The 22207-nt window shown below is 67.5% G+C and carries 19 protein-coding genes; 10 read left to right on the plus strand and 9 right to left on the minus strand.

Features of this window, described 5'->3' with window-relative positions:
- Positions 1 to 8 precede the first annotated feature (8 nt).
- From RIF23_RS14545 to RIF23_RS14570, 6 genes are all read right to left on the minus strand, one after another.
- On the minus strand, positions 9 to 1751 hold the full coding sequence (locus tag RIF23_RS14545; protein ID WP_310913073.1) for a terpene cyclase/mutase family protein: 1743 nt from the start codon (positions 1749 to 1751) through the stop codon (positions 9 to 11).
- Positions 1748 to 3061 carry a phenylacetate--CoA ligase family protein gene (locus RIF23_RS14550; RefSeq protein WP_310913074.1) on the minus strand — a complete coding sequence of 438 codons (1314 nt, stop codon included), beginning with the start codon at positions 3059 to 3061 and terminating at the stop codon, positions 1748 to 1750. The genes RIF23_RS14545 and RIF23_RS14550 overlap by 4 nt, the downstream gene beginning before the upstream one ends.
- A gap of 12 nt (positions 3062 to 3073) precedes the next feature.
- Positions 3074 to 4459, minus strand: coding sequence for a hypothetical protein (locus tag RIF23_RS14555; protein ID WP_310913075.1), 1386 nt, complete (start codon positions 4457 to 4459; stop codon positions 3074 to 3076).
- On the minus strand, positions 4456 to 5640 hold the full coding sequence (locus tag RIF23_RS14560; RefSeq protein WP_310913076.1) for a phenylacetate--CoA ligase family protein: 1185 nt from the start codon (positions 5638 to 5640) through the stop codon (positions 4456 to 4458). The genes RIF23_RS14555 and RIF23_RS14560 overlap by 4 nt, the downstream gene beginning before the upstream one ends.
- Entirely contained in the window at positions 5637 to 6497 is an 861-nt protein-coding gene (locus tag RIF23_RS14565; RefSeq protein WP_310913077.1) for an ATP-grasp domain-containing protein, read from the minus strand. Before RIF23_RS14565 ends, RIF23_RS14560 begins: the two co-directional genes overlap by 4 nt.
- 216 nt (positions 6498 to 6713) lie before the next feature.
- Positions 6714 to 7439 (minus strand): SDR family NAD(P)-dependent oxidoreductase, encoded by a 726-nt coding sequence (locus RIF23_RS14570; RefSeq protein WP_310913078.1) that lies wholly within the window; start codon positions 7437 to 7439, stop codon positions 6714 to 6716.
- Positions 7440 to 8728: 1289 nt separating this feature from the next.
- Here RIF23_RS14570 and RIF23_RS14575 point away from each other — a divergent pair.
- From RIF23_RS14575 to RIF23_RS14605, 7 genes are all read left to right on the plus strand, one after another.
- Positions 8729 to 10960, plus strand: coding sequence for a HelD family protein (locus RIF23_RS14575; protein ID WP_310913079.1), 2232 nt, complete (start codon positions 8729 to 8731; stop codon positions 10958 to 10960).
- A gap of 78 nt (positions 10961 to 11038) precedes the next feature.
- Positions 11039 to 11431: a hypothetical protein gene (locus tag RIF23_RS14580; RefSeq protein WP_310913080.1), complete on the plus strand. Its 393-nt coding sequence runs from the start codon at positions 11039 to 11041 to the stop codon at positions 11429 to 11431.
- A gap of 220 nt (positions 11432 to 11651) precedes the next feature.
- Complete coding sequence (locus RIF23_RS14585; protein WP_310913081.1) at positions 11652 to 12410, plus strand: SDR family oxidoreductase; 759 nt, start codon at positions 11652 to 11654, stop codon at positions 12408 to 12410.
- 5 nt (positions 12411 to 12415) lie between these two features.
- A complete protein-coding gene (locus tag RIF23_RS14590) occupies positions 12416 to 13192 on the plus strand; it encodes an SDR family oxidoreductase (RefSeq protein ID WP_310913221.1) in 777 nt (258 codons plus the stop codon).
- A complete protein-coding gene (locus RIF23_RS14595) occupies positions 13189 to 14178 on the plus strand; it encodes an NADPH:quinone oxidoreductase family protein (protein WP_310913082.1) in 990 nt (329 codons plus the stop codon). Before RIF23_RS14590 ends, RIF23_RS14595 begins: the two co-directional genes overlap by 4 nt.
- Entirely contained in the window at positions 14175 to 15224 is a 1050-nt protein-coding gene (locus RIF23_RS14600) for a phosphotransferase family protein (protein WP_310913083.1), read from the plus strand. Before RIF23_RS14595 ends, RIF23_RS14600 begins: the two co-directional genes overlap by 4 nt.
- Positions 15225 to 15230: 6 nt before the next feature.
- Entirely contained in the window at positions 15231 to 16445 is a 1215-nt protein-coding gene (locus RIF23_RS14605; protein ID WP_310913084.1) for an acyl-CoA dehydrogenase family protein, read from the plus strand.
- A 175-nt stretch (positions 16446 to 16620) separates the two neighbouring features.
- Here the strand turns inward: RIF23_RS14605 and RIF23_RS14610 are convergent, their stop codons facing one another.
- Positions 16621 to 17253, minus strand: a complete 633-nt coding sequence (locus RIF23_RS14610) for a TetR/AcrR family transcriptional regulator (RefSeq protein ID WP_310913085.1) — start codon at positions 17251 to 17253, stop codon at positions 16621 to 16623.
- 113 nt (positions 17254 to 17366) lie between these two features.
- Between RIF23_RS14610 and RIF23_RS14615 the strand changes: the two genes are divergently transcribed.
- The 3 genes from RIF23_RS14615 (at position 17367) to RIF23_RS14625 (ending at position 19347) form a co-directional block, all read left to right on the plus strand.
- On the plus strand, positions 17367 to 18350 hold the full coding sequence (locus tag RIF23_RS14615) for a phosphotriesterase family protein (protein ID WP_310913086.1): 984 nt from the start codon (positions 17367 to 17369) through the stop codon (positions 18348 to 18350).
- A 173-nt stretch (positions 18351 to 18523) separates the two neighbouring features.
- Positions 18524 to 18790 (plus strand): hypothetical protein, encoded by a 267-nt coding sequence (locus RIF23_RS14620; protein WP_310913087.1) that lies wholly within the window; start codon positions 18524 to 18526, stop codon positions 18788 to 18790.
- Between the two features lie 221 nt (positions 18791 to 19011).
- The gene (locus tag RIF23_RS14625; protein WP_310913222.1) at positions 19012 to 19347 is read left to right on the plus strand and encodes a DUF2637 domain-containing protein; all 336 of its coding nucleotides are present in this window, start codon (positions 19012 to 19014) and stop codon (positions 19345 to 19347) included.
- 248 nt (positions 19348 to 19595) lie between these two features.
- Here the strand turns inward: RIF23_RS14625 and RIF23_RS14630 are convergent, their stop codons facing one another.
- Both RIF23_RS14630 and RIF23_RS14635 read right to left on the minus strand, forming a co-directional pair.
- A complete protein-coding gene (locus tag RIF23_RS14630; protein ID WP_310913089.1) occupies positions 19596 to 20327 on the minus strand; it encodes a methyltransferase in 732 nt (243 codons plus the stop codon).
- A 36-nt stretch (positions 20328 to 20363) separates the two neighbouring features.
- The gene (locus RIF23_RS14635) at positions 20364 to 22157 is read right to left on the minus strand and encodes an ABC transporter ATP-binding protein (protein ID WP_310913090.1); all 1794 of its coding nucleotides are present in this window, start codon (positions 22155 to 22157) and stop codon (positions 20364 to 20366) included.
- Between the last annotated feature and the right edge of the window lie 50 nt (positions 22158 to 22207).

Consider the following 22207-nt stretch of genomic DNA (forward strand, 5'->3'; position numbering starts at 1 on the left):
CGGATCCTTCAGGACAGGGTGAGGGCGGGGAGATCGAGATCGGGGTCGGCCAGCCTCCGCCGCAACAGCAGGTGCAGGCAGGCGGCGAGGGGGTCTCGGCCGGGCGGCGCGAGAGGCGTCCAGGCGACTCCCTCCCCGCCCCCGGTCCGGTCGAGGAACGCCCCGACGTGGTACGGGTCGACGCCGACACCGTTCCGGTCGGCGCTGACGACCGCTTCGAAGGTGGAGATGAGGTCGGGCATTCGGTTGCCCTGGTCGGCCCAACCGCCTCCCCGTACGCGGTGCCGGGCGAGCAGGTCGGTGACGAGCTCAGAGGTTGGATGGCCGAGACTGGCGAGCACCCTGGTTGCATGGAGACCTGAGCGCAACGTGGGCCGCGCGCCGGGTACGTTGCCCCACCCCGGTGCTTCGCCCGGCGCGTCTCGGTAACACGCCTGGACGAAGGCCTCCAAGGTCCCGGGGGCCAGGGCCGGCTGCTCGGGGGAACTTCCGGCGAGCCATAGGATCTCGACGGCGGCCGCGGTCGAGACTAGGTCCGAACCGCGACCGTGCCAGTAACCGAAACCGCCGTCGGGGTTCTGGAGTCCGCCCAGCCACCCGGTGATCTCGCGTAGGGAGCGCGGGTCATCCCGGAAGGCGCCGGCGGCCAGCGCCCACAGTGTGCACCGCACCTCGGCCCCGCGCCCGGGCATGTACATCACACCGCCTTCGTTGGGCAGTTGGCACCCTTCCAACCAGCGGCGCCTCTCCTCCGAGGCGGGGTGGTCGGGATGCGCGCTCAGCAGCGCGGCCGCCGTGGTGAGGGCGTCCGCCGCGTGTTCGGGTTCCCGGTAGGTGTAACCGCCACCGGGGCAGGCCAGTTCGAGAAGGCGATTCTCCACGGCGTCGGCGATTTCCTCGGTGATCCGTTCCCCGATCTCCCGCAGTGCGCCTACCGCGCAGAAGGAAGCCCACACGTCCGCCACCGGGTAGCCGGGCCATCGGACGAACGCACCGGAGGGGACACGCTGGGAGAGGATCCACGGTGCGCACGGTTCGGCGGGACCCGAATCCAGGGCGGCCAGGGCCCCGACAGCACGGTAGGTGGCCCACATGCACGGCACTTCGGCACGGGAGTCGAAGCCGAAGCCGCCGTCGGAGTGCTGCTGTGCCCGCAGCCAGGCGATGAGTGCTTCGGTGTTCCATGGGACGAGCGCGGGTTCCAGGGAGTCGAGCGCACGCCAGGCGGCCACCCCGTAGTAGCAGGCGCGTACGTCGGCGCCTCCCGCGCGGGCGTGGTCGGGCGACCAGCTCAGTCCGCCATCCTGCGTCTGAAGTTCGCCAAGCCAGTTCAGCAGGCGCTCCCGGTCGGGGACATCCTCGCCGCAGACAGAGACGGTGGTGCGGGTGGAGAAGTGGGTGGCCCAGACCTCCGCATTCTGTCCAGGCATCATGGCGTAGGCCTCGCCCGTCCACGTCTGGCGCAGCCACCTTCCGGTGTGCTCGACGTCGGCGACCTCCTGCCCCAGGTCGGCCAGGGTGGACGCGCAGTAGAAGGTGGCCCAGGCGTCGGAGGCCATGCCCCGGTTCCAGGCGTAGCCTCCGTCGGGGTTGCGGCGCCGCCGCATCTGTTCCGCGGTCTCCCCCAGCGGATCGGCATTCTCGGCACGACCCAACCAGGTGAGGGTGCGGACGGCGGCGTAGGTGCACCAGAGGTCGGCGGCGCCGGTCACCGGGACTGCTGGTGAGGGGGCGGCGGGGGCGAGTGTCACGATGTCTCCACGATCCGGATGTTGGAGCGCTTCCAGCTCTTCTGCGAACCACCGCTCTTGGTGTTGGCGGGCAGAGTGTTCACGAACGTGACCTCGTCCCACTCCGTCCCCAGGTGTTCCCGTGACCGGCGCTGGAGTTCCTCCGCCATCCGCCCTTCCAGGGAGCGGTCGGTGCCGACGCCGCGTTCCAGGAGTAGCCGGGCCGTCTTTCCGTGGGAGTCGGTCTCCAGGAGGTACCCGGTGGCGGTCGTGGCGCCATAGACGACCTCCTCGACCACGCCGGGGGTCAGCGCGACTCCGTGGACGCGCAAGCCATCGGTGCCCCGGCCCAGGATCCTGACAACGGGTGCGGCACCGCCGCACGCGCAGCCGTCGGACACCTCCGCTCGGTCCCCGGTGGCGTAGCGCAGCAGGGGTCGGGCGTGGAGGTTGAGCGGGGTGACCACGAGATCGCCGGTCCCGGACGCGGCTGTCAACGGGACGGTCCGATCACCCTGGTCCAGCTCGATGTAGTTTGCCGAGGTGAGTAGGTGTAGGTGGTCCTCCCGGCAGGTGGCCGCCAGGGTTCCGGTCTCGGTGCTGCCGTAGCTCGCGTCGTACACCGAGGCCTCCCACCACTGGCCGAGGCGACGGCGCATGGCGGGCACGCTCACCTCGCCCAGCAGCATGAGGGAGCGCACGGATCTGCTCACGTCCCCCAGAAAGCCGCGTTGCTGGAGCAGACGGGTGAGTTGGAGGGCCACCCCGGGGGCGAGAAAGACTGTGGTCGGACGCAGCGTGGTCCAGAGGTCGATTAGGCGGTCCCAGTCCGAGATGCCGGTGGCGAACGGGTAGGCACGAGTGTGCGGCAGGTCGAGGTAATCACAAACCGAGCTGACCAGATCCCCGACGGGGACGATGTCGGAGGGGAGCAGGCTGAGCACGCGGTCATGATCGGTGAGGACGTCCCGCCAGGCGGAGGCCACCGAGGCGGTGTTCCAGATGATGTCCTCGGCCAGGCGCGGGGTGGGCGTGGCTCCGCCGGTGGTTCCGGTCGTCTCGTAATATTTCGCGCAGGTTCCGAGGGGGACGGCAACGAAGCACCAGGGGTCCTCCTTCAGCCGTTCCTTCGGGGTGACGGGTAGGGCGGTGAACGCCTCCCAGGAGAACGCGCCAAGATGCGCATAGGCGGCGGAGGAGCGAGCCCGTTCCCAGGCCCGGGCGATCTTGTCGCGGTGGAAGTCCTCCTGGGGCGTGGTTCTGGACGCTCCTCGAAACTCGACCTCGGCTTCCAGGAGGGTTTCGATCCGTTCCTTGGTGTTGATGAGCATGGAGGTGTCTCCTCAGGTTTGGGCGAAGGGTGCGACGTGGAAGACACAGCCGACGTGCGACCCGTCTCCCAGGTATCGGATGTCCTGGTCGCGGCCGAGGAGGCCCTTGACGAATCCGCCGCTCAGCCCGGCGGAGGTGACGAACATTCCCCAGTGCAGGTGACAGGTGGAGGGCGGGTCCCGCCTGTCTGACCCGTGGAACCGTTCGGCGAGCGAGGGGACCCGTTCCTGGACGATGTGTTTCTGCTCGACGGCGTTGCGCACGAGGGCGGGCCAGGCGTGCGGTTCGGTCATCCAGCCCGCATGGATGCCCTGTCCCGCGTGCCCGATACTCGGTTTGAGCACCAGGTTCTCCCGCGCCGCCAGGGTGTGCTCCAGGAGTGACCCGTCCCTGTGCTCCACGGAGTCGGCATCGGTCAGGGATCGGGTCCAGGGCAGCAGGCGGTCGATCGTGTCGAGTTCCTCTGGGGTGAACCGGTTCCGGTTGCGGTCGTCACTGAGCATCGCCATGCACGCCTTGGTGCCGTATAGGTCGGCGTTGAGCGGGGAGAACAGGCCGACGGCCCCCTCGGATGCGGCCGCGTGCAGCGGGGCCAGTAGGTCGGCGGCGTCCGGCTCTTGGGCGACGGTCTTGAGGAGGAACGTCCGGTACACGGCATCGACCCTGACCCCGTGGGCGTACAGGTGCCCGCCTCGGTACTCGAGGTCCTTGACCGTGCAGGTCACCATGCGAAAACCAAGGTCGGTCATGAGGTCCACGAAGAGCGAGGCGTTGACCTGGACCGGTGAGGTCACCCAGTGGGTGAGCGCGATGGTCGGCCGGTCCTCGACCCGCCCGCCGAAGGTGTCCAGCAGGGTGCGGGACATGAGTTCGAGGGGATCGTGGTACTCCAGGCTCTCGGCGAGGGCAAACTCCCGGAAGGAGGGGTCGCACAGGGTGGCCCGGCACAGTTCGCCGAATTCGAAGGAGCCGAGGGAGCTGGAGGTGTTGAACTCCACCATCCGAAACCCCGAAGGGCCGAACACGAGGTCAGCGCGGCCTAGAGGCACCTTGGGACCGGACAGCATGTCGAGGGCGGCTGCGAGGCCGGGCCCGGTCCAGCCCAGTGCCCGAGCGAACGCCGCCTCGTCGCCATCGAAGAGCCGATCCGGTAGGGATTGGAGGGTTCTCAGAAGCAGGGGCAGGTCGTGGTCGAGTCCACGTGTCTGTTCGGCGTCCAGGAAGGCGGGGCGGGTGAGGAGCGGCCGGGTGAACCAAGCCCGGAACCTGTCATAGGCGGGGAGGTCGGTGTCCAGGGCCCGCCCGTCCCCGCGTTCGGGGGCGAGAAAGGCCCTGGTTGGCCGATTCTCTCCGAGGGGCGAGGACCTGGGGGAGTCGACGCTCGGCAGAGTGGTCACGAGTGTCCTCCATGATTCGGGGGGTCGAGTGCGTCGCGCCAGAGGACCGGCAGAACTTTGTCAGTGCGGGGGCTGCGCTCGAGCACGGCGACTCGCTTCACGGACACCGTGTCCGGTACGCTCAGGTCAAGAATGTCGAGGCCGTCGGTGCGGCGCACCAGCTCCGACCGGACCCCGTGAGCTTCCCGTTCGGCCTCGGTGTAGTGCAGCTGTAGGGAGGTCACGGCGGCTGGATCGGCCGGGTCGCAGTAGAGCAGGAGCTGAGCCTCGCGCACCCCCGGAATGGTCACGGCCCGTTCCAGAATGTCCCCGGCGCGCAGCATGACCCCACAGAGCTTGAATTGGTCGTCCACACGCCCCACGACCCGGAACGCGTGGCCGTCCGCGCAGGGGCACGTCATCGGCTCGACGCGATCGCCCAGCCGGAAGCGCACCGCGGGCGCAGGCCAGCCCTCGCCGACCCGGCTGAGCAGTGCGCCCTCGTCCTCGGGCTCGAGAAGCTGGTCCGGGAGCAGATGGAAAACGTCCGTGCGGCACCCGGGCCGGTTCACGCCGATGACGAATGTCTCGATGGACCCGTAGTTGCCCCAGAGGCCGGCTTCCGGGAATGCCTCGTGAATGACGGTCGACCGTGCGGGCGTCATCGGTTCACCGGCCCAAATGATGGTGCGGACGTCGAGGTCGACACCGTTCGCCGATACAGCCTCGGCGAACCGGGCGACCGCGTTGGGTGCGCCAGCGATTGCGTTGACCCCCAGCCCGGCCAGGGTGGGTGCCCATTCGGCGACATCCTTGGGGGCGAGCGAGCCGATGGGAGCCACCGTGCTCTGGCAGTACCCCGAGAGCGCGTTGTAGAAGTACTGCGCGCCCCACATGCGCCCGGGGGAGAAGAGGTTAAGCAGGACGTCCCCCGCTCCGAGGGGGCGCCAGTGCGGCAACAGCCGCGGAACGCCCAGGTTCGGGGCCATGACGGTTAGCTTCGGTGCCCCCGTGGTCCCGCCACTGGCAACGACCAGTCCTCCGTTCGAACGCGCACGAGTCCTGGCCGCGTCCTGCATTCGCGTGAAGGTCCAGGGGGTGAGATCGGCGAAGTCTTGGAGGTCATCGGGGTCGTTCGCGGGCCCCAGCCACCGACGGGCCTCGGCGAGGACGTGGTCGGCCCCGGCGGTGCCGATACTCACAGCATCGCCTCTCGAAGGGGGCGGACTCCCTCTGGTGCGGTAGTCGAGGGAAGGGTCCGGGCCAGGTGGGCGTCGAGGCGTGCGGCGTAGGCGCGAAAGCGGGTGCCCACCACTCGCAGGAGGGCTTCGGGATCGCCGAACAGTGCGGAGACCGCCCCATCGGGCTCGACCTCCGAGAACCAGAGGGCGCCGTCTGACGTTCTGAGTAGGTCGATGCACAGGTAGGACAGGTCGTATCGGGCATATACGAGATCCACCAGCTCACGCACGGCCGGTTCGATCTCGGTTCGTTCGCTGAAGGACCCACCCCGGCTGATGTTGGCCACGTGGGAACCCTCACCGGGCACCCGGTCGTAGACGGCGACGATCTCGCCCTCGACCACCACGACACGGACGTCGGCGGCGATTTCACCCACGGACGGTTGTACGAGCATCGCCGCGCCGCTGCCCGAGGCCAGGCCGAGAACCGCGTCTAGGGTCGGTCGGTCCGCGCACCGCACACACCCAAGTCCGCGCCCCCAGGAGACGGGTTTGATGAAGACGGGAAACCACGCATCCGGGATCAAGTCCCCGTGTCCCAATCGGTGGATGTCCCTCCCGGCGGTCAGCCGGACCGAGGGGATGACCGGTAACGGTGCGTCCCGCAGCGCCTCCGCTGTGGCGAACTTATCGTTGAACAGCAGCGCTTCCGAAAGCGGAATGGCGGACCAGAATCCTAGGGAATCCAGGGATCGAACCGTGGTCAGGTTCTGCCACAGGTCGACCTGGTGGGTAGGTCCGGAACGGATGTCGTAAACGATGATGTCCCATTCCGGATCTAGTCTCTGGCTCTGCCAGTAGGCTTTTCCATCGGACATGACGATATGCTCGGGGTTAGCCAGTCCGAAATCCATTCCTACCTGTTCGGCGACACGTGCGTAACTGGGCCAGAAGGTGGTGCGTTCCCACTCGGTGTCCGCGCGCGATCCACGATCGGGGAACAGATACAGAATTCTTTTTCTGCGGTTTTCGGTCACGAATATTCTCTCACCAGACACGCGGGTGGATATTGCTAGAGCAGAGGGACAATCGGGTTAGCGGCCGAGCAGGGCTCCCCCGTTGACTCCGATCACCTGGCCGGTGATCCAGGCGGCGTCGTCCGAGGCCAGGAAAGCAACGGTGGCCGCGACGTCCGCTGGGGTGCCCGCACGCCCCAGCAGTGTCTGGGCGACAAGACCGTCGTGCCGGGCGGAACGGCCATTTTCGCCGAAGAACTCGGTGTCCTGGACATAGCCGGGGGAAACAGTGTTCACAGTGATGCCGTCCGGGCCACCCTTGGCGGCCAGGTCGAAGCCCCAGACACTCAGCCCGGCCTTCGCCGCGGCGTACCCGCCGCCACCACCGCGTTGACCCGCGATCGAACCGATATTGACCACGCGCCCGCCCGGGCGGGTCAGGTGCTCCCAGAGTGCCTCCGTGAATGTCATCGCCGTCAGGAGGTTGCGTTCAATGACGCGACGGTGCACGTCGAAGGTCCCCGCCAGGCCGTCCTTCTCCCGGGCCACGAGTCCGCCGGCATTGTTGACGAGTACGTCCAGGGGTTTATCGGACAGCTCCTCGGCGGCTCGCAGGACTGCCTCCTCATTGGAGAGGTCGGCGACCAGTGGACGGATCGCTCCCTCCGGGGTCGTGGCGGACACCTGCTCGAGCCGGTCCTTCCGCCGCCCAACGACGAACACCTCGTCCCCCTGGCCGGCGAACCTCTCCGCGATGGCCCGTCCAATTCCCGTGCCGCCACCCGTCACTACCACTCTGCGCATATCAATCCCACCGATACAGCCTTCAATGATCGATCACAAGAAAAATATATGTAGCAACGCATTAATCGTGTCCCCATGTGGAAGTTACATGGGCATTAACGAGATTTGTGGATTTATAGCATGCCCATGTGACGAACGCAACACCCACGAATAATTGGCGATCACGGACAGTGGTAGGAAGGCGTCGAAGCTGCGCCCCGCCGTGGACTCACTGCACCTCTTGCGAGCTGCCCCAGGTTTGATCTTGGAAGATTATATGAACAATAGGAAGGACGTCCTCATTTTTTCCTGTCGCATAGCGTGACTGGAGATGTCCGCATGCGGTCACACCTGAATCGCGTTCGTCCTGCATCAGGGGTCCGGCAAACTGGGGACATTGCCGGCGCCTGTGCCTACGGGATTAGTTGTTGCGGGGGTGGGAGGTTGTTGACACTGATGCGGGGTGACAGGAACAGAGCAGGACCCGGTGGCGATGGTGAGAAGTGCGGCCGACTCATCGAGCCGTCTGGAGGGACCTGCTCTCGTGTCTCGCCGTAGTGCGCCGCTGTCGGTTGAGGGCCGTTGTCCCTGGTCGAGCGCTGCCCCGCAGCCGCCCAATTACCCACATGGCTGCGGAGATGGCCATCTCACAGGTGTGTGCCTCCACCGGGGGCAACCGGTACCGTCACTATCACGCGCCTGGCCATCGCCCTGATCCTCGGGGTTCGCCCTTACTCACGCGGCGTTCGCGATCCGGCTCTACTGCCGCCGCAGAGCAGCGGACCGTCCTCAGGCTCGGGAGACGAACTATGCCTTGACCAGGCCGGAGGCTCATCAGGCCGGCTTGGCGGAGTTGGGTGCCGACCTGCGTTGGCATTGGGTGATCGAGAATTCCGGCCACTCCATCCGCGACACCGCCCTCCGCAAGGACGCCTTCACCGTACCCAGCGAGGCCGCGCCCCCGCGCATGGCGGCTGCGCACCCTGGCCATCGGCGTCCTCAAGGCCGCGGGGCCCAGCAACGTCGCCTCGACCACCCGCGTGCTCGGTGACCTGCCCGAACGAGCCCCGCCCATCTGCGGGGGGCAGCTACGAACCAGGCATGTCAGGAACTTGCACAAGCCCCGACTGAGCACACCACCCGCGATTTGGTATCGCTGACACCTGTACGTAGGATTGTCAATTTGTGTTGGGTGTTTTCTGCCTGCGCTGAGGATCGCAACGCACCGGACCGGTTTTCCGGGGCGGGACCCGCGCCTGCCGCCCGCTTCTTCCACCGCTCGTCTGCGAGCAGGAATCTGGGATGCCGTGATGACCGAACCTGTGTCTGATGCTGCCGTTGATCCCGAAATCGCCGCCGAACGTGCCTACCTGGCGCGGGCTCGCGCGGCTCTGGAGTGGATGCGCACGGACATGGCGACCACCGAGACCGTCCAGGACAGTTCGGAGGACGCCGACTACACCTATGTCAACCGGGTCCTGGCCCGCGACCGGGAGCGTCGGGCCGAAGAACTCGCGGATCTCCCCAACGCTCCCCTGTTCTTCGGGCGGATCGACTACCGCCCCGGCGCGATCTTCGAACCCGCGCCCCGCACCGGCACTGGCTCCCTTCCGGATACCGGTCCGCACGCCGAATCCGGTGCGGCGGTCGGGGCGGGCGTCCCGGACCCGAGGAGCACGACCACCGCGGACCACGTGTACGTCGGTCGGCGGCACATTCACGATGCCGATGGCGTTCCCCTGGTGATCGACTGGCGCGCGCAGCTCGCCTCGTCCTTCTATCGGGCGAGTCCCGCAGCCCCCCAGGGGGTGCAGTTGCGCCGGCGATTCGGCTTCGATGACACTCCCGAGCTGACCGCATACGAGGACGAGCGGCTGGTCACGGAAGCCACCCCCGGCGGTGGGGACATTGTGGGGGGACTGCTCGCCGAGGAGATAGAACGGCCTCGTTCCGGTCCGATGCGCGACATCGTTGCCACAATCCAGCCGGAGCAGGACGAGCTGGTCCGGGTCCCGCTGCGCCCCGCCCTGTGTGTCCAGGGGGCGCCCGGCACCGGAAAGACCGCGGTGGGACTCCACCGGATCGCCTACCTTCTCTACACCGAACGCGAACGGTTGCGCCAGGACGGTGGCGTGATGATTATCGGTCCGAACCGTGCTTTCCTGTCCTACATTCGCAACGTCTTGCCCGCACTGGGTGAGGTCGGTGTGCGCCAGACCACGATCGAGGAGCTCGTGGGGCACGTGCCGGTTCGTCGTCTCGACGAGTCCGCCGCAGCGCGCATCAAGGGCGAGGTCCGCATGGCCGAGGTGGTGCGACGGGCGCTGTGGGAGCAGCCGGCGCCGCTGGAGGACATCCTGGTGGTGGAGCGGGGCGCGCGTCGGTGGCGGATCTACCCCGATGAGCTCGCGGAGACCATCGCCGAGCTGCGGGAGCGGGATCTGGCCTACGCCAACGGGCCGAATCTGCTGACCCAGCGGCTGGCGCATCTGGTTATGCGCCAGATGGAGAACTCCGGGGAGGCCTGCGATTCCAGTACCCTCACCCAGCTCCGACGCAATCGCTCGATCACCGCTGCCGTACGCAAGATGTGGCCCAAGGCCGATCCGGTTCGCCTGGTGCTGACCCTGCTGACCGATGCCGAGCGACTCGGTCGCTGCGCCGAGGGAATTCTCGGGCCCGAGGAGCAGCAGACCATCATGCTGCCGGGGCGGCCCCGAGGTCCGAAGTCCGCGCGCTGGTCCGTGGCCGACCTGGCCCTGATCGACGAGGCGGCCGCCCTGATCGACCGCCCATCGACGATGGGCCACATCGTGGTGGACGAGGCCCAGGACCTGAGCCCCATGCAGTGCCGGGTGATCGGACGCCGCTGCACCCGCGGTTCGCTGACCGTACTCGGCGATATCGCACAGGGCACCAGCCCCTCGGCCGTCAGCGACTGGACGACCCTGTTGGGGCACCTTGGGCAGCCGGATGCACGGTTGGCGGTGCTGGATCGTGGGTTCCGCGTCCCGGCCGAGATCATCGACTACGCTGCACGCCTGTTGACGGAGATCGCACCGGTTCTCACTGCCCCGGTTGGTGTGCGCCACCACGAGGAGGCGTTGCGGATCAGCCCGGTGGCCGGGACGGATCTCCCGGAGGCCGTGGTTCTGGCCAGCCGGGAGGGTCTCAAAGGCGCGGGCTCGGTGGGAGTGGTCGCCGCCGACGACCACATCGACCAGCTGTGCACACACTTACGGACTGCCGGGCTGGAACCGGCTCTGGCCGGAGAACACGAGGCGGCTCTGGAGTCCTCGCGGCTGGTGTGTGTTCCGGCGAGTATCGCCAAGGGACTGGAGTTCGACGCGGTCGTCGTCGTCGAGCCAGTCCGCATTGTCGACTTGACGCCGCGCGGCCTGCAACAGCTGTACGTGGCACTGACCCGCGCGGTGAGCAGCCTGCATATCGTGCATGCCGAGGAGCTGCCCGCGGCGCTGGCGGGAGAGTCGGGGTCGGCGGAGTCGGACTGGGCGGGAGCTGCCCCCGCGGCCGGGGTGTGACCGGTGCCGGCGTTCCGGAGGCGATTCCCGTCTCCCAATCCTTGACTTCAATTTAAGTTCAAATATGACGATGGCGGCATGACATCAACTCCCGTGGGGAGCAGCCCCATCATCCTGCACAACGTCATGCGCATTCACGACGGTCAGCTGGAGGAGTTCACCGCAGCCATTCACGCGGCTGTGGATCATGTGGAACGCAACGGGACCCCGCTCATGGTGCAGGTGTTCCTCGACCCGGAGAACATGCTGGCGCATAGCATCCAACTACACCGCGACTCGGAGTCCATCGAACGGCACGTAGACATTGCCGCGCAGGGCATAGCCCGGGTCATGGACCACTGCACCATCCAGCGCTTCGACGTCTTCGGAGACGTGAGTCCCGCCGTGCGCGCCCTGCTGCCGGACGAGAGCGTGCCCGGACAGATTCTGCCCCCCGTCAGTGGCTTTCTGCGTCTGGCTGGGCAGGCGTGACCGACCCTCGGATTCCTCGGGTTTCGACAGTGCGGTCCCGAGGCGTGACGCAGTTCTGACAAACCGGCGCTCCGGGGAAGCGGAGCGCCGGTCACGTGTGTGGGCGCCTCTTGCGGTGCAGGATTCCTCCCCCGTAGGATCAAACATACCGACCAGTCGGTTCAGTGTTGTCGTGCGGTGGTGGCCGTAGAACGGCCACCATCCAGGAGAGGAATTCGCGATGGGGCAGGAGAGGTTCGCCGGCCAGGTGGCCCTGGTGACCGGGGCGAGCCGGGGTATCGGATTCGGGATCGCGCAGCGGCTGGTGGCCGAGGGCGCCCGTGTGTGCATCACCGGCCGCAACACCGAGGCGTTGGACAGTGCCGTTGCCGAGCTCGGCGGTCCGGACCACGCGATCGGCGTCGCCGGAAAGGCGGATCGCCCCGACCATCAGCAGGAAACCGTGGAACGCACGGTGGACACCTTCGGCCGGCTGGACCTTCTGGTCAACAACGCCGGAATCAATCCGACCTACGGCCCGATGATCGAGCTGGACCTGGACGCGGCACGGAAGATCTTCGAGGTCAACGCCCTTGCTGCGCTCGCCTGGACCCAGTGGGCCCACAAGTCCTGGCTGGGCGAGCACGGCGGAGCCGTGGTCAACGTGTCCTCCGTCGCCGGAGAGCGGCCCGCGCCCGGAATCGGGTTCTACGGAGCCAGCAAGGCGATGCTGTCCCACATCACCGCCGAGCTGGCGGTGGAGCTCGGCCCGCACATACGCGTGAACGCGGTGGCCCCCGCCGTGGTGAAGACCAGGTTCGCGGCCGCGCTCTACGAGGACAACGAGGACGGGGCCGCCCAGATCTATCCGATGCGGCGGCTCGGTGTTCCTGGGGATGTGGCCGGGGCGGCGGCGTTCCTCCTCTCTGCGGATGCGGCCTGGCTCACCGGCCAGACCGTGGTCGTGGACGGCGGCGTCACGCAGACCGGAGGCATGTGACCGTGGTGAACATAGCCGGTTCGGGCGTGGTCGTGACCGGAGCTGGGCACGGCATCGGGCGGGCCATCGCACACCGCCTGGCGGCGGAGGGTGGCCGTGTCGTCGTCAATGATCTGGATGCTGATGCGGCCCACGCGGTGGCCGCCGAGATCAACGGCGATGCCGTTCCCGGGGACGCGGTCACCGAGGAGGGGGTTGCCGAGCTTCTCGAGCAAGCCCGCGCACACCTCGGGCGGATTGACATCTTCTGTGCCAACGCGGGTACGGCCGCGGGGGAAGGGCCCGACACCGACGAGGAGACCTGGCAGCACTCCTGGGAGGTGAACACGCTCGCCCACGTTCGGGCGTCCCGGGCCCTGCTTCCCGAATGGCTGGACCGCGGGGAGGGCCGCTTCGTCGTTACGGCCTCGGCCGCGGGTCTGCTCACCGCACTGGGCTCGGCTCCCTACTCCGTGAGTAAGCACGCAGCCGTGGCCTACGCCGAATGGATGTCGGCAACCTACGGGCATCGTGGCGTCACGGTGCACTGCATCTGTCCACAGGGTGTGCGTACCCAGATGCTGGAGGGCTCCGGCCCCATGGGAGATGTCCTGCTGCGCCCCACCGCAATCGAGCCCTGGCAGGTCGCCGACGCGGTGTGGGAGGGCATCACCGAGGGACGTTTCCTGATCCTTCCGCATCCCGAGGTGCACGACTACTACCAGGCACGCGCAGCCGACACCGACCGCTGGCTGCGCGGGATGCGCACACTACAACAACGTATTGATGGGAGTGCCGAATGAAGGCCTGGCAGGTCCACGAACTCGGTGAGCCCGCACAGGTGCTCCAACTGGCCGACATCCCGGCTCCCGCACCCGCACCCGGGCAGTTGCGGGTGCGGGTCCGCGCGGCGGCGGCCAACTTTCCGGATGCCCTACTGTGCCGGGGGCACTACCAGGTCCGGCCGGACCTTCCCTTCACCCCCGGCGTGGAGCTCGTCGGCGAGGTGTCCGCGCTGGGCGAGGGAGTGACAGGATTCGCCGAAGGTGACCGCGTCATCGGTTCACCAGAGCTTCCGGCAGGTGCGTTCGCCGAGGAGTCCCTACTGCGCGCGGACCAGGTGCTGCCGGCGCCCACAGCCTTGGACGACGCCCAGGCCTCGGCGTTCTTCATCGGATACCAGACCGGCTGGTTCGCGCTCCACCGTCGGGCGGCCCTCCAGTCCGGGGAGACCCTCCTCGTGCACGCCGCGGCCGGCGGTGTCGGCTCGGCAGCCGTCCAGCTGGGCAAGGCCGCGGGTGCCACCGTCATCGGCGTGGTCGGTAGTCCGGACAAGGCCGAGGTCGCCCGCCAGCTGGGTGCCGACATGGTGATCGACCGTACCCGCGAGGACGTTGTTGCCACGGTGAAGGAAGCCACGGCCGGCCGAGGAGCCGACGTGGTCTTCGACCCGGTCGGCGGGGACGCCTACACCTGGTCCACCAAGTGCATCGCCTTTGAGGGGCGGATCGTGGTGATCGGTTTCGCCAGCGGCACCATCCCCACACCGGCCCTGGGGCACCCCCTGGTCAAGAACTACTCCATTCTCGGGCTGCACTGGGGCCTGTACCAGCACCGCGACCCCAAGGCCATCCGGTATGCGCACGACGAGCTGTCCACCCTCGCCGCCGACGGCATCGTGCGCCCGTTGGTCACCGCCCGCCGGGGGCTGGACGACGTGCCGGACGCGGTTCAGCAGCTCGCCGACGGCACCACGGCGGGACGTGTCTCCATCGAGGTGACGCGATGAGCGCCGCCGAGGACACGCCCACGCGCGACGGCGACCCGCCCGGGATCGACCTGCAACGCCTCGCTTCCTACCTGGACGAGCAGCGGCCCGGGCTGCTCCGCGGCCCTCTGTCGGCCGAGGTGATTCCCGGCGGCCGCTCCAACCTCACCTACGACGTCACCGACGGCATCTCGCAATGGGTGGTGCGCCGGCCACCGCTCGGGCACGTCCTGGCCACCGCGCACGACATGAGCCGGGAGTACCGGGTGATCTCGGCCCTGGCCGAGGCGCCGGTTCCGGTACCCGAGACGGTGGTGCTGTGCGAGGACCCCGACGTTGTGGGTGCCCCGTTCTACGTCATGGCCAAAGTTCCGGGGACGCCGTACCGGAAGGCCAGTCAGCTGGAACCGCTCGGCCCGCAGCGGACCCGGGCGATCTGCCAGGGAATGGTGGACTGCCTGGCCGCCCTGCACACCGTCGACCCTGCCCAGGTGGGACTCGCCGACTTCGGACGCCCGGAAGGGTTCCTGGAACGTCAGGTGCGGCGCTGGAAGAAGCAGCTGGACGCTTCACGAAGCCGGGACGTGGCGGGAATCGACGAGCTGCACTCCCGCCTGGAGCAGCGAATCCCGCCCCAGGCGCCCACGGCCGTCGTGCACGGGGACTATCGGTTGGACAACCTCCTCGTCGACGACCGTGACCAGATCACCGCCGTACTCGACTGGGAAATGGCCACCCTGGGGGATCCCCTCACCGACCTCGGAATGCTGGTCTCCTACGAGGGCATGAGTGATCTCACCGGTGGCGAGGCCGTGTCGGATGCGATGCGTGCACCCGGATTCCTCTCCACCGCGGAGATGATCGACCGGTACGCCAGCGCCTCAGGCACCGACATCAGTGAGCTGGGTTTCTACGTGGCACTGGCCCATTTCAAGATCGCAGTGATCCTCGAGGGGATCCACTATCGCTTCACCCAAGGAGACACCGTCGGCGGCGGATTCGAGAGCATCGGTGCTCTCGTGGAGCCGGTGGTTGCCGCCGGGCTGCGGGCATTCGAGGAGCACTGAGCACCTATGGACTTCACACACGACGCCCACACCGAGGAGCTGCGACAGCGGCTGCTGACCTTCATGGACGAGCACGTGTACCCGGCCGAGTCGGTATTCGCGCAGCAGTCCCGTGCGGGGGAGCCATGGACCACTCCGCCGGTCATGGAGGAGTTGAAGGACAAGGCCCGCAGCCAGGGCCTGTGGAACCTGTTTCTCCCGGGGGCGGACGGCGCCGGGCTGACCAACCTCCAATACGCACCGCTCGCTGAGATCACTGGGCGCAGCCCGCGCATCGCTCCCGAGGCGCTCAACTGCTCCGCACCGGACACCGGCAACATGGAGGTACTGTCCATGTTCGCCACCGAGCAGCAACGCAAGGATTGGCTGGAGCCCCTGTTGGCGGGGCGGATCCGGTCCGCGTTCGCGATGACCGAGCCGGACGTGGCCTCTTCGGACGCCACCAACATTGCCACCCGGATCGAACGGGATGGCTCCGACTACGTGATCAACGGCCACAAGTGGTGGATCACCGGAGCCCTCAACCCCAACGCACGTATCTTCATCGTGATGGGCAAGACCGATCCGGACGCGGAGCGCCATCGCCAACAGAGCATGATCCTGGTGCCCCGGGACACGCCCGGCTTGGAGATCCGACGGGGCATGACCGTGTACGGGTACGACGATTCCGACCACGGCGGGCATGCGGAACTCACGCTGACCGATGTGCGGGTTCCGGCACATAATCTCATCGGGGGCGAAGGCGACGGGTTCGCGATCGCCCAGGCTCGGCTGGGTCCGGGCCGGATCCACCACTGCATGCGCACGATCGGCATTGCCGAGCGTGCCATCGAGCTCATGTGTCGCCGAGCCGCCGACCGGGTGGCCTTCGGCAAGCCCCTCGCGGGGCAGGGTGTGGTGCGGGACTGGATCGCCGAGGCTCGGGTCCGTCTGGAGCAGCTGCGGCTGCTGGTGCTCAAGGCCGCCTGGCTCATGGACACCAGCCCGGAGGGCGCCAAAGGGGCGCACACCGAGATTCAGGCGATTAAGATCGCCACCCCCACCACGGTGGAATGGATCCTGGACAAGGCCATCCAGGTGCACGGCGCGGCCGGGCTCAGCCAGGACATCCCCCTGGCACAGTGGGCGGCGCAGGTGCGCACACTGCGGTTCGCAGACGGCCCCGACGAGGTGCACAAGGCGTCGCTGGCCCGCAAGGAGATCAAGCGCTGGGCCCAGTAGGGCACGACACGAACCGGGGCATACCTGCCCCTTCATGGCACGCGCGAGCGGTATACCGCTCGCGCGTCGCCGTTGGTAGACCCGGCGACAGGACCGGATCCTTGTCGAGGCTCCTCGTGATGCGGTTGCCACGCAGTCGACGTTCCCGCATCCCGATGGCCACGGGGCCGCACCGTCAGGGACGCAGCGCGGACAGAAGCATGTCGGCGAAGTAGTTGCCGACGTCGGTGGCGCGCCAGGGGCCACCCTCGCGGTACCAGGTGGACAGGTGATGCACGGCCCCGAAGTGGTAGTCAACCACCAGATCGGCGGGTACTGCGGAGGAGAAGACGCCGGTGCGCTGGCCCTCCTCGATCATGTCGCGGAACCGTTCGTGATAGCGGCGACGTTCGGCTCGGACCTGCATCTGCTTATCCGGCCCCAGCTGGTGCATCGACCGGAAGAAGATGATCGAGTCGTCGAGGCTGGCGATGGTGCTCTCGACCACGTCCACGGCAGCGGCATGTACCCGCTGGTCCACGGGAAGATCCAGCTCGGCGATCCGCAGTAGCTGGTTGATCTGGGTGCGCAGCACCCGGGCGTAGATCTCGTACAGCAGGTCGTCCTTGGACGTGAAGTGGTGGTACATCGCACCCTTGGTGACTCCGGCGGCCTCGACCACCGTCTGCACCGATGTGCCCTCGAATCCGTGGCGGGCGAACAATTCGGCCGCCACGTCCACCAGACGGCTACGGACATCCCGACTGCGGGTTGTCGGCGTGGGGTCATCCGCGCTTGCTGTGGCTGGGGCGCGGTGTGTGGATACCATGACGCCAGCATACCGAGCGGTCGGCCCGAGATCCGTGATGCAGGGCCGGTGCCGTGGCTGCCAGTGTCCCCCGCCCCCCAATCCCTGCGGCACGGTAGAGGAGCACGACGACCATGATTCCCAGCGTGCGTGGCCCGATTTCCCCCGACAACCTGGGCCGCACCTACATGCACGAGCACATTTTCGTCCTGACCCCGGACATCCAGCAGAACTTCCCCGAGGAGTGGGGTGACGAGGAGGAACGCGTCGCAGATGCCGTGTACAGGTTGCGCGCCCTCGCCGCACAGGGAGTGCACACCCTGGTGGACCTTACGGTTCCCGGACTGGGGCGCTACATTCCACGGATCCAACGGGTCGCCGAGCAGGTCCCGGAACTAAACATTCTCGTGGCCACGGGGTGCTACACCTACACCGATGTGCCGCTGTACTTCCACTACCGCGGGCCCGCCCTGACGCCTTTGGTTGGCGCCGACGTTCCGGATCCGATGGTGGACATGTTCGTGCGAGATCTTACCGAAGGCATCGCCGACACCGGAGTGCGCGCGGCGGTTCTCAAATGCGCCATCGACAAGCCCGGACTTACCGAGGGGGTAGAGCGCATCCTGCGGGCGGTGGCCGTGGCGCACCACCGAACCGGGGCACCGGTCACGGTCCACACCCACCCGGGAAGCCACACCGGCTGGCAGGTGAAACGTGTCCTGTGCGACGAGGAGGGCGTGCCGCCGGACCGGATTGTCCTCGGGCACAGTGGCGACACAACGGACGTCGACCACCTCTCGGAGCTGGCCGAAGCCGGATTCATCCTGGGAATGGACCGCTTCGGGGTGAATGTGGAAACAACCTTCGAAGCGCGTGCGGACACCCTGGTGGAGATGTGCCGCCGCGGCTTCGCGGAACGGATGGTGCTGTCGCAGGACGCCTCCTGCTACATCGACTGGCTGGACCCCAACGTGCGTGCCTTCGTTCCCGACTGGCACTACGGACACCTCGCCGACGACGTCCTGCCCTACGTGCGGGAACGCGGGGTCACCGAGGAGCAGATCACCACGATGTTGGTGGACCTGCCGCAGCGCTACCTGGCGGGACACGAGGAGTAGCGGAGCCCGGTCCAGGCCGCATCGAGTCAGGTGTGTCTGGACCGCCGGGCGCCCCCAACCAGGGGTGGCCAGCACCTGGTGCACTGTTCGCCGGTGTTCGCCGGGGCGCTGCCACGGAGGAGGCACTGGCGGCGGGGCCGGCCCGGGTGCGGCCGTACTAGTGGCGCGGCTCCTTGGAGGCGCGCGGCCGTGTTCGCACTGGCCCGGAGCGAGCACCCGGGAGCGCGATCGTCCTGAGCACTCGCATCACCGACGGCGAGACCCGCGTTGATGCCCAGCTGGTGGTCAGTGAACTGGTCACCAACGCGATCCACCAGGACGAGGGCTACGGTGAGGACGAGATCCCGGATCTCCGGGTGTCGCTCGGTGACGCGCTCGACGAAACCGGAAGCGACGAGGATGGCGACGCATCGCCCGGCCCGGTCGGCGGGTCGGAATAGCGGGCGGCTGCCGTCAACCGCAGCCGTCAAACCACCAAGGGCGTCCCCCGCAACGGGCGAACGCCCTGGTCAAGCTGGGTGGGCCCAGCTTCCCTGAATACGAACCCCATCCCGGTCGTCGAAGGCCCGATCATCGGTCTTCCCTACGGGCCTGTGCAGGGAAAACGCGCGGGAGAGGCCAAGTCCGGCGCTGAGGAGTCCGTCGATGGGCGTGATCGGTGATGGTCACCTCCCGCTGGAGCCGCTGGATCACCATCGCCGCAGTGATGCTGTTGGCGTTGATCGCCGCGGTTGTCTCCTACTCGCATATGTACGAGTTGGCGCTGCGCCACGGGGAACCGGAGTGGCGTGCGGCGTTGTTTCCCCTGTCTGTGGACGGGATGATCGTGGCGGCGTCGATGACGCTGCTGTCCGACGCCCGCCAGGGCCGGCGCGGCGGGGTGCTGCCGGGGAGCCTGCTGATCATCGGCAGCCTCGCCTCGCTCGCGGCCAACATCGCCGCCCCGGTCCTGCCGCGCGGCGAGCCGGCCGAACAGGCAGGGTTGGCTCCGCCGTAGCCAGTCGCGGAACACCGACCGTTGTTCAGGTTCGGCGGCACGCGGATCCAACAGCACGCGATGCGCTCGGTTGATGTCGTCGCCGAAGTCATGGTCCTCGCCGACCAGCGACAGTTCCGCGAGCCGCGGGCCCAGCCCCCCTCGGGGCGTCCACGGGGTCACACTCATGCGGTCACGCACGTTTGCAAGCGAAGCGACGTGCACCTCCTCGTACACAGTCCAACAGACCGGGCGGGCTCTCCGGCGGGCTACTCGTGTCCGGCGGGCAGGAACTCCACCAGCCACGCGCCGAACTCGAGCACGCCGGCCTCGTCCGCCTCGTTGTCCTCGTCCTCCTCGATGTAGGAAGTCGCGGCGACCACCGAGGTTCGCAGGCCGATCTCCGTGGCGATCTGGTTCAACAACTCCCAGTTCCCCTCGGAGCCGAATCCGAGAAAAAGTCGCCCGCCAGGGGAAAGATAGTCGCGCGCCTCTCTCAGGAAACGACGGTGACTCACGTATCCCATGTCGAAGTAGGCGGGATGCGCGTCGTCGCTCGTATAGCCTTCCGGAGGCTCGATGAATGGCGATCCCCAATAGATGAGATCGAACCGCTCGGCCGAGTCGATCCCGGTGAACAAATCGCTTTGTACGGTGCGGACACGGTCGGCGACACCGTGGCGTTCCGCGTTCACGCGCGTGTTTTCCAGGGCCTCCGGAACCATGTCGACCGCAACGACCTCAGTGCACCCGCGCAGTGCGCCATAGACCGAAGCCATTCCGGCGCCGCATCCCATCTCAAGAAACCGTCCACCCGCGGGGTACGGCAACTTCTTGACATCCAACCACGCCGCGGGGTCTGTGCTCGGGTCGTAGACCCCCTTAAGCAGGGTCCAGCGCAGACCCAATAGCTTGAACTCGCTCGGCCGTTCGTCGGAGTAGAGATCGTCAATGAACTCGCCCACCTCGTTCAGGATCACCTGCTTGTACTTCTCCGACAACGTAATCACTCTCCAGTGAAATATTCAGTGGCGACGTCAGGACACGTCGAGCTGCGGGTTCCAGTTGCTGATGAGCTTGCGGTACGCGGGATTGGTGAGCATCTCCGCATGGGTGCCGGACGCGCACACCACGCCGTCCATAAGCATGATCACTTGGTCGGCCTGTACGGCCAGCGAGGGCCGATGGGTCACCGCGATGATGATCCGGTCCCGGTTGTGCCGGACCAGCGAGTCCACGAGCCGCTGCTCGTTGGGCGGATCGAGCTGTGAGGTGGCCTCGTCCAGCAGGATGGCCGCACCGTCCTGCAGCAGGGCGCGGGCCACGGCCAGGCGCTGCCGCTGCCCCCCGGAGACCCGCACTCCACCCTCGCCGACGGGTGTGTCCAGTCCGGCCGGTTGGTCGGCCACCCACTCCACGAGTCCGACCCATTCCAGGACCTGCCACATCCGCCGCTCGTCCAGGTCGGTGGCCGAGTAGCACACTGCCTCCCGGATCGTTTCGCCCAGCAGTGGGGCCTCCTGCTGGACGTAGCTGATGTGTTTTCGTAATTCGGACAGGCGCATCTGGTGGATGTCCGTCCCGTTGAGCCGGATTGCTCCCCGGTCCGGGTCGACGAATCGTTGGATCAGGCTCAGCGTGCTGGTTTTGCCGGCTCCGGACGGGCCGACGACAGCGGTGAGCCCGGGTCGGGCGCGCATCGTGAGCCCGCGCAGCACCGGACGCTCGTCATGGGCCAGCCACACCCCGGAGAACTCGATCTCGCGTCGCAGGGAGACGGCAGCGGACGGAGGAGCGCGGCCGTCGGCGGCGGCCGGTGGCAGCCCGTTGGCCGTGCGGGAATGCTCCACCACCGCAGGAGGGTGTTCCTCCGACGGGAGCCGGAGGAGCACCATTACCCGTCGCAGCGCGGCGAGCCCGGTGGCGAGTTCGGTGATCGATCCGACCAGTGACTCCAGCGGTTCCTGGATGATGATGACGTACAGCAGGATCGCGACCAGGTCACCGATGCCGATGGCGCCGGTGCTGAGCCGGAGCGCGCCCACCGCGAGCACGATGAGGAACGTGAGGTCCACGGCGGCGTAGGTGGTGGTGTCGGTCAGGGCCTGGCGCCGTGCCACCCGGACGCCGGCACGGAACGCGGCGCCCGCGTGGCGGTCGAACTCTGCCGCCTCCCGGCCCTCGGTGCGTGCCGACTTCACCGTGCGAAGCGCGAGCAGGACCCGGTTCACCACCCCGGTCGCGCGGCCCAGATGGTCCTGGGCCACCTCGGTGTAGGTCGCGATCTGCTGGAACAGGAGGTACTGCGCCACGGTCGCGACGCCGAGAACCACGATGACGACGAGTGCCAGCACCGGGTCGATGATCAACATGAACGTCACGCCGGCGAGGACCGTCAGCGGCACCACCAGTATGTCGACCAGGGCGGGGATGGCGGTCTGTTGGACCAGCCGCATGTCGGAGCTGGTTCGCGACAGCAGGTCCCCGCTGGGGAATCCTTCGATCTGTCCCACCCGCGAGGCCAGGATCCTCCGCAACACGGCGCTTCGAAGGTCGCGCGAGGCGCGCTCGCTGAGCCGCCCACTGGCGTACTCACCGAAGTAGTTGAAGGTGAGGCCGAACACCGCGAGAGCGAGCAGAATGGCGATCGGCAGGAACAGACTGGCATCCGTGGCCAGACTGTCGAAGATGGCCTTGGTCGCAAGCGGCTGGGCCAGGCCAGCCGTCTGCGCACCGAGGCCGAGCAGCAGTACTCCGGAGAACGTCCATTTGTAGGACGAGATCCAGCTCCACAACGCGCGTCGCGAGGTGTCCGGCGACTGCACTGTCATTTCTCATCACAGATTCTGTTGCTCGGTTGCGGTGGTGGACGAGTGTGCAC

This window comes from Lipingzhangella rawalii, assembly GCF_031628175.1.
In the GTDB taxonomy this organism is placed as follows: domain Bacteria; phylum Actinomycetota; class Actinomycetes; order Streptosporangiales; family Streptosporangiaceae; genus Lipingzhangella_A; species Lipingzhangella_A rawalii.

Excerpts from the sequence above, each read along its gene's own strand:
- RIF23_RS14605 (WP_310913084.1), top strand. The coding sequence starts at position 15,231 with ATGGACTTCACACACGACGCCCACACCGAGGAGCTGCGACAGCGGCTG.
- RIF23_RS14565 (WP_310913077.1), bottom strand. The coding sequence starts at position 6,497 with ATGTCCGATGGAAAAGCCTACTGGCAGAGCCAGAGACTAGATCCGGAA.
- RIF23_RS14625 (WP_310913222.1), top strand. The coding sequence starts at position 19,012 with ATGGTCACCTCCCGCTGGAGCCGCTGGATCACCATCGCCGCAGTGATG.
- RIF23_RS14585 (WP_310913081.1), top strand. The coding sequence starts at position 11,652 with ATGGGGCAGGAGAGGTTCGCCGGCCAGGTGGCCCTGGTGACCGGGGCG.
- RIF23_RS14575 (WP_310913079.1), top strand. The coding sequence starts at position 8,729 with ATGACCGAACCTGTGTCTGATGCTGCCGTTGATCCCGAAATCGCCGCC.
- RIF23_RS14610 (WP_310913085.1), bottom strand. The coding sequence starts at position 17,253 with ATGGTATCCACACACCGCGCCCCAGCCACAGCAAGCGCGGATGACCCC.
- RIF23_RS14635 (WP_310913090.1), bottom strand. The coding sequence starts at position 22,157 with ATGACAGTGCAGTCGCCGGACACCTCGCGACGCGCGTTGTGGAGCTGG.
- RIF23_RS14595 (WP_310913082.1), top strand. The coding sequence starts at position 13,189 with ATGAAGGCCTGGCAGGTCCACGAACTCGGTGAGCCCGCACAGGTGCTC.
- RIF23_RS14615 (WP_310913086.1), top strand. The coding sequence starts at position 17,367 with ATGATTCCCAGCGTGCGTGGCCCGATTTCCCCCGACAACCTGGGCCGC.
- RIF23_RS14570 (WP_310913078.1), bottom strand. The coding sequence starts at position 7,439 with ATGCGCAGAGTGGTAGTGACGGGTGGCGGCACGGGAATTGGACGGGCC.
- RIF23_RS14550 (WP_310913074.1), bottom strand. The coding sequence starts at position 3,061 with ATGCTCATCAACACCAAGGAACGGATCGAAACCCTCCTGGAAGCCGAG.
- RIF23_RS14580 (WP_310913080.1), top strand. The coding sequence starts at position 11,039 with ATGACATCAACTCCCGTGGGGAGCAGCCCCATCATCCTGCACAACGTC.
- RIF23_RS14600 (WP_310913083.1), top strand. The coding sequence starts at position 14,175 with ATGAGCGCCGCCGAGGACACGCCCACGCGCGACGGCGACCCGCCCGGG.